Origin of the sequence: Streptosporangium sp. NPDC051023, assembly GCF_040689595.1 — a bacterium.
In the GTDB taxonomy this organism is placed as follows: Bacteria; Actinomycetota; Actinomycetes; order Streptosporangiales; family Streptosporangiaceae; genus Streptosporangium.
Window position 1 is genome coordinate 81731 of sequence record NZ_JBFBCE010000038.1, and the last position, 7108, is coordinate 88838.

Below are 7108 nucleotides of genomic sequence, written 5' to 3' on the forward strand. Positions count from 1 at the left end.
GACCGTGGGATCCGAGGGGGCGTGGCCGGTTTCCGCGGGTGCCTCATGCCGGACGCGGGGCGCGGGCGAGGTAGTCCTGGAGCTCCCGGTGCCGGAACTGGTAGGCGCTTCCGACGACCCGGACGAGGCCGACCTCCTGACACCAGTGCAGGAACCGGCCCAGGCGCCAGGGCAGCCACCGGCCGGTCCATCGCCGGGTGCACAGCAGCATCGCGAGGTACCGCAGTCCGAGGGGCGCGCCGACGTGCCCGTACAGGAAGCCGATCAGCAGCACGGCGCCGGGCCCGCCGAGCGCCGTGCCGATCCCCAGCCCGGAGCCCAGCCCGGCCACGAGCCCGAACGCGAGACTGGCCCGGAGCACCTCCCGGGGATCCCGTACCCCCATGGTCCCGGGAACGGTGAGCGCCGTCACGATTCCGAGGCCGAGCGCGACCACGGCCGAGACCCCCTGTCCGACCGTGAACCCTGAGGTGAGCCAGGGCAGGAATCCGATGGTGAAGCTCGCCACGACCCCCACCGCGAGCCAGCCGCCGAGCCAGCACACCATGCCGATCACGCCCCCGAGGGCCAGGCGGCGCAGTCCGGTACGGCTGCGCAGCCGGTGCAGGTCCATCCTGAGGGGTTTCGACCAGGGAAAGCCCCAGGGGACGACGGACGCCCAGACGACCGGCAGGGAGACCACGACGTTGAAGAAGATGGGGATCGGGGAGGGCACGATCGGTAGCTTGGTCAACGCGAGCGGCGCGCCGAGCAGCCATGTCACGGTGATGATCGCGCTGCAGAGGAACCGGGGAAGGCGGGAGCCCGCCAGGGGCCACAGCTCGTGCGGCACGATGTCGGTGCCGGACAGTTTTCTGAACCCCACCGTGCGGCCGGTGGCGGCGTTGTCGGCGCAGTAGGCGGCCAGTGTGGTGAGCCAGGCGCGGACCCGGGCCGCCGACGCGTTCCCGGGCGGAGGACGCAGCGCGGTGGCGACCGGGATGAACAGATCCAGAAGATGCTCCTTGACCGCGTCCTCGGTCTCCAACCCCGGATCGGTCAGGGCGGCGGGATCGTTGAGGTAACGGCCGTCATCCGAGCCGTCGTCCCGCCGGTCGTAGACGAAGGCGGCCAGGGTGAGGCCCCAGGGGGTGGACAGGACCTTCGCCAGGGGGCCGAGCGGCGCGCGCTCGATCGTGTCCAGGACCTTGGTCCACTGTTCCGGGTCGTCGACCCGGTTGTGGAGGAACTCACGCGCCCTCGCCACATCGATCGGGCTGATCTGGATCTTGGCGATGTCCTCCTCCCGGCCCGCCGCCCGTTTCAGGGCTCGTCTCAGATCCCGGTACTGCTTGGTGCGGCAGGTCAGCACGAGCCCGGCCCTGTTCTGGGTGTCGCGCTGGTACTCGTTCAAGGCCCGCAGGGCCCTGCCCGCCTGTGAGGAGTAGCCGGAACCGAGGCCGCCGTCCATCTCGTCCAGCCCGTCGACCACGGGCAGCACCATGTGAGAGCCGATCAGCGCCCGGGCGGTGGCGGAGGAGAGGCCGTAGACGTCGGTCAGATGGCGGCGCAGCCATTCCTCGACCGTCCAGGCGGGAACCGCCCACGAGGTGGCCGACAGCCGGACGGGCACCGGATCCTCCGGCCGCCGCCCGTCCAGCAGACCCAGCATCAGCCTGAGCGCCAGCACGGTCTTCCCGGCCCCTGCCTCCCCCTCGATCACCAACTGCCGGGGCCGGAAGTCGCGGTGGTGGGCCACGACCTTGTCGAGGTCGTCCGGGGTGGGAGGAGCGGCGACGCCGCCGGTCCGCGCCGGGCGGAACGTGAACTCCAGGGCGATGGCCTCGCCGCGCCCCAGCAACTGCGCGAGTGCCTTCCCCTCGGTCTCCCGTACCTTTCTCGCCAGCTCGGCGGCCGGGTCCTCCTGTGGCCGCAGGGCCCGTATCGCGGGCCACAACGCCGCGAGGGCGACCGCAAGCGCGAGCAGGCCGACCACCGTGCCGAGCGGATCGATGGTTCCGATCTGGGCTTTCGGCAGCGCACGCCATCCCAGCGTTACTGCAGCGACGAGCGGAACCAGGCAGATGATCCCCAGGAAAATCGCGGCCCAACGGGCCCCTCCGCGTCTCACACCTACGGATGATGCGGCGCGGACCTGTAAAGCGCAGGAATTCCCATCCCAAGACATCGAACTGTGACAACCAGCCTTCGTACGGCCCACGCCACCGGGCAACCGGTGCCCGCCTACCATGGACCTCATGGCGCAGGTACTGGTCGTTGAGGACGATCCGGTGATCGGCGCGGAGCTGGTGGAAGCGCTGAAATGCCATGGACACCAGGCGGCCCTGGCCACCGACGGCGAGAACGCGTTCGAGCATGCCCGCCGTCGCGGGCCCGACCTGGTGCTGCTCGACCTGGGGCTTCCCGACATGGACGGCATCACCGTCTGCCGGGGGCTGCGGAGCGCCCTGCCGTACACGGTGATAGTGGTGCTGACGGCGCGTACCCAGGAGTTCGAGGTGGTGGTGGCGCTCGACGCGGGCGCTGACGACTATCTGACCAAGCCGTTCCGGCTGACCGAGTTACTGGCCAGGATCCGGGCGCATCTCCGCCGTCAGAACGCCCCGCTTGAGGAGCGGAGCGTGTCGGTCGGCAGGCTCCGGCTGGACGTCGCGGCACGCCGGGCCTACGTCGGTGATCAGGAGGTACCGCTGCGCCCCAAGGAGTTCGACCTGCTGGCCGCGCTGGCCGTGCGGGCGGGGGAGGTCGTGAGCCGCGAGCAGCTGATGGAGGAGGTGTGGGACGTCAACTGGTTCGGGCCGACCAAGACACTGGACGTGCACGTCTTCGCCCTGCGCCGTAAGTTGGCCGAGTACGGCGAGGATCCACGGCGGATCACCACGATGCGGGGCCGGGGCTACCGCTACGAGATCGACCTGTAGGCAGGGCGCTCCCTCCTGTCACATGTCACGTGTCACGTGGTTCTCAGCAGGAGGCTGAACACGGGAGGCGAGGCCCTGCGGAGGATCAGCCTGCCGCCCTCGGCCTCGGCGAGTGACCGGGCCAGCGCCAGCCCGATGCCGTGCCCGTTCCCGCCGCCGGAGCGGCGCGCGAACACGTCGTGTCCCTCGGGCACCCCTGTCCCCTGGTCGGAGACCTCGATCGCGGCGCCGTCACCGAGATCCACGACGTCGATCGTGACCTCACCACTGCCGTGAACGGCGGCGTTGTCGAGCAGCACGTACAGGATCTGCCGGACGGCCGCGGGGGAGGCCGCGATGGAGGGCAGCTCGTCGGGCAGGCGGACGGTGAGCCGGCGACCGTTGGCCGCGAGGCTCGCGTGCAGGTGTTCCTCGGTCTCCTCGAGGAGTGCTCGCACGTCGAGTGTCCTCTCACTCGTCTGGCTCTCCCTGGCCAGCCGTACGAGGTCGTCGACGATGGTGTGGAGCCGCTCGCCGCGCGTGATGGCCGTGTCGATCGCGTCGCGGAGATCCGGTTCCGGGCGAGCCAGGGCCGACTCCAGCCCCAGGAGCATGCCGGTGAGGTGGGTGCGCAGCTGGTGCGACACGTCCGCGCTGAAGGCGCGCTCGCGGTCGAGCACCTGGCCGAGCCGTCGCGCCGTCGACTCCAGGGCGAGGCCCGCGGCATCGGCTTCGCGCACGGTTGAGCGCGGGGCCCTGATGCTGAAGTCGCCGGAGCCGAGTGCCTGCGCCGCGGCGGTCAGGTGTTCCAGGGGGGCGGCGAGCCGGGCCGACTGGCGCAGCGCGAAGACCGTCGCGAGCCCGATCACCACGACGGCCAGCGCGGCCATGACCAGCCAGGCCAGGTGCACCCGGTCCTCGACCACGTCGTACGGCGTGGCCACCCGGACGACGGCCGCCCTGACCTCGTCGGAGGGCACGGGGACCGCCACGGCGAGAACATCGTTCTCGACGGCCTGGTGCACACGGCCGTCCAGCGACCTCTCCGCAACGCCGGACCGCCGCGGGCCCTCGCCGGTCAGCAGCGAGCCGCCCTCGCCGTAGATCCCGACGGACAGGCCGGAGGGCAGCTTGCCCGGCAGCGAGACCGGAGCCCGGCGGTTCTGGACGATCTCGTCGGGTACGGCGGCGGCGATCCAGGTGGCGGTGCGCTCAAGCGTGGCCGCCGTCTCGTCGTGGTAGAGCCGCTCGACCGACAGCGCGAGCGGGATCGCGAAGAGCGCGACCGCCAGCGCCGCCACGCCCGCCATCGAGGCGAGCAGCCGACGGCGCAACGGCGTGCCGTGCGGCTCCTGTCTCGGTCTGGGCATACGCACCGGCTCAGCATGTCGAAGTGAAGGTAAGCGGAACGACAACGTGGTGTCGCGGGTCGCCGTGCCGCCCCCGTCCGGCCCGATGCCGGTCACCGCCACCGTACGTTGCCTGACCTGGGCTTTTTCACTGCGGACCGCCACATACCGTGAATCCGTGCGTGTACTGGTTGTTGAGGACGAAGTTCGCACCTCGGCGCTGCTGCAACGGGGTCTTGCCGAGGAGGGATACGCGGTCGACGCGACCGCCGACGGAGCGGGAGCCGTGTGGCAGGCCACGGAGTTCGGTTACGACGTCGTCGTGCTGGACGTGCTCCTGCCCGACATGGATGGCTTCGAGGTGTGCCGGCGTCTGCGGGCAGAGGGGTGCTGGGTGCCGGTCCTGATGCTGACCGCGCGGGACGCGGTGATCGACCGGGTGCGCGGGCTGGACGCGGGCGCCGACGACTACCTGACCAAGCCGTTCAGCTTCGCCGAGCTGTCCGCGCGGCTGCGGGCGCTGATCCGGCGTGGCGCGCGCGAGCGGCCGGTCCTGCTCCAGGTCGGTGACCTGAGACTGGACCCGGCGAGCCGCAGGGCCTGGCGAGGACCGGCGGAGCTGGAGCTGTCGCCGAAGGAGTTCGCCCTCCTGGAGCTCTTCCTCCGGCACCCGGGTCAGGTGCTCACCCGCACCCACATCCTGGAGAGCGTCTGGGACTACGCCTATGACGGCGTGTCGAACGTCGTCGACCAGTACGTCGCCTACCTGCGGCGCAAGATCGACCGGCCTTTCGGCGTGAAGCACCTGGAGACCGTCCGGGGCGCGGGCTACCGGCTGAGGGTTCCCCTGCTGTCGGGCACCGGGTGATCCGCGATGTCGTTGCGGTCGCGGCTCGTGACGCTGTTCACCCTCGGCGTGGCGGCGGTGATCGCCATTGCCGGGGCCGTGTTCCTCAACCAACTGCGATCCTCGCTCGACAGCGCTCTTGACGAGACGCTGAACGCCAGGGCGGACGCCGTGGCGGCCCGGCTCGCGCTCACCCGGCCCGTTTCGCCGCCCGAGCACGAGGGCGACCAGCGGGACGATCACCAGGGGGAGTTCTCCGAGTCAGACGAGGTGACACAGATCCTCACCCCGGAAGGCGGCGTGCTTGAGGCGACCGGTGCGCCCAGGGGAAAGGCACTGCTGACGGCCGACGAGCTGCGGCGCGCGTCCGAGGATCCGCTGTCGTTCACCACGACCGTCGCGGGCGAGCGGGTACGGCTTCTCGCCACCCCGGCCCGTGGCGCGGGCCGTACGGTCGTCGTGGTCGGCACCAGTACGGAGGTCGTCGACGCCGCGCAGCGGCGGGCCAGGACCGCCATCTGGGTCGCGAGCGTGCCCGCCGCCGTGGTCGCGGGATTCGGGGCCTGGCTGCTGGCCGGTGCCGCGCTTCGTCCCGTGAACCGGATGCGCCGCAGACTGACGGAGATCACCGAACACGACCTCGGCGCCCGTCTGCGCGTCCCCCGCACCCGCGACGAGATCGCCGCGCTGGCGCGGGCGATGAACGCGTTGCTGGACCGGCTCCAGCGTGCCATGGCCCGCCAGCGCGGCTTCGTCGCCGACGCGGGGCACGAGCTTCGCACCCCGCTGACCGCGCTCAAGGCGGAGCTGGAACTGGCGGCCAGGCCGGGGCGTTCGCGTCAGATGCTGGACGACGCCATCGCGGCCGCGGCGACGGACACCGAACGGCTCATCCGGCTCGCCGAGGATCTTCTGCTGCTCGCCCGGTCCGACGAGGGCCCGGACTTCCTGCGACCGGAGCCGATCGTCCTGTCCGAGGTCGTGGCCGCCTCGATCCGAAGCGTCGAGGCGGTCGCCACGAGCCGGTCGATCGAGATCGTCCTGCGCGCGGAGGCGGAGTTCAGGGTCGTCGCCGATCCGGACCGGCTCCGCCAGGCCGTGGAGAACCTGCTCGGCAACGCGCTGCGGCACGCCCCCGAGGGGAGCGTGATCGACGTCGATGTGCGGCGCGGTACGGGAGAGGGCGGCAGGCGGACCGTCGTGATCGAGGTGCGCGACCACGGGCCGGGGTTTCCACCGGACTTCCTCCCGTACGCGTTCGAGCGCTTCCGCCGCGCCGACCCAGGGCGCGCGCGCGAACGGGGCGGAGCGGGACTCGGCCTCGCCCTGGTGGCCTCCATCGCCCGCGCCCACGGGGGTGACGCCAAGGCGGCCAATCATCCGGACGGGGGCGCACGGGTGTCGATGTTCATTCGCGACGCCTAGCGGCGTCGTTGATGGCGACACCTCCGTCGCTCCTTTGCTCCTCGGTTCGGAAGCTGAACGGCGGAGCGTTGGAAACCAACACCGATCGCGTCGGCGTGAGTGGTTCCCACTCAGACGGCGGGCGCTCCCGGGATCCGGCCGGTCAGGGCCTATCCGCTGTTCCGCAGCGCGTTGACCTCGACTTCCCGGTACCGGCGCTGCCCGCCCGGGGTGTGGATGAAGGTGAGCTTGCCCGCATCGGCCCACCGGTTGACGGTCTTGGGATCCACCCCGAACAGGCACGCGACCTCGCGAGGGGTCAGGAACCGCTCGGCGACGCCGTCGAGGGCGAAGGTGCCGTCAGAGCCGATGACCAGGATGGCCGTCATGGGGGGCCTCTCGGTGGGAGTGTGGGATGGAAGCGGCCGGGCGGCTCACGGAGCGTGGTCGGCGCGGGACGCCCGGGGATCAAGGGGTTACGGGCGTATCCGGTCGATGATCTCGGCGTGGCGGGCGAGCGCTTCGGCCAGCCGTTCCGGGGTGCTGCGGCCGACGGAGGCCCGCGCCCCGGCCGTGTGCTCGGTGGCGGTGACCGGCTGGTAGAGGTG

The 7108-nt window shown here is 71.4% G+C and carries 6 protein-coding genes; 3 read left to right on the top strand and 3 right to left on the bottom strand.

Features of this window, described 5'->3' with window-relative positions; genetic code table 11:
• Window positions 1-43 precede the first annotated feature (43 nt).
• On the bottom strand, window positions 44-2110 hold the full coding sequence (locus AB0395_RS25025) for an NACHT domain-containing protein (protein ID WP_366284392.1): 2067 nt from the start codon (window positions 2108-2110) through the stop codon (window positions 44-46).
• A gap of 127 nt (window positions 2111-2237) precedes the next feature.
• On the opposite strand from AB0395_RS25025, the gene AB0395_RS25030 reads away from it, so the two are divergent.
• Entirely contained in the window at window positions 2238-2921 is a 684-nt protein-coding gene (locus AB0395_RS25030) for a response regulator transcription factor (protein ID WP_366284394.1), read from the top strand.
• Between the two features lie 32 nt (window positions 2922-2953).
• On the opposite strand, the gene AB0395_RS25035 is transcribed toward AB0395_RS25030, so the two are convergent.
• The gene (locus tag AB0395_RS25035) at window positions 2954-4270 is read right to left on the bottom strand and encodes a HAMP domain-containing sensor histidine kinase (RefSeq protein WP_366284404.1); all 1317 of its coding nucleotides are present in this window, start codon (window positions 4268-4270) and stop codon (window positions 2954-2956) included.
• A gap of 157 nt (window positions 4271-4427) precedes the next feature.
• On the opposite strand from AB0395_RS25035, the gene AB0395_RS25040 reads away from it, so the two are divergent.
• Window positions 4428-5117: a response regulator transcription factor gene (locus AB0395_RS25040; protein WP_366284397.1), complete on the top strand. Its 690-nt coding sequence runs from the start codon at window positions 4428-4430 to the stop codon at window positions 5115-5117.
• A gap of 6 nt (window positions 5118-5123) precedes the next feature.
• Window positions 5124-6521 (top strand): ATP-binding protein, encoded by a 1398-nt coding sequence (locus AB0395_RS25045; protein WP_366284399.1) that lies wholly within the window; start codon window positions 5124-5126, stop codon window positions 6519-6521.
• A 149-nt stretch (window positions 6522-6670) separates the two neighbouring features.
• Here the strand turns inward: AB0395_RS25045 and AB0395_RS25050 are convergent, their stop codons facing one another.
• Window positions 6671-6889 (bottom strand): BldC family transcriptional regulator, encoded by a 219-nt coding sequence (locus AB0395_RS25050; protein WP_366284401.1) that lies wholly within the window; start codon window positions 6887-6889, stop codon window positions 6671-6673.
• Window positions 6890-7108: the final 219 nt, after the last annotated feature.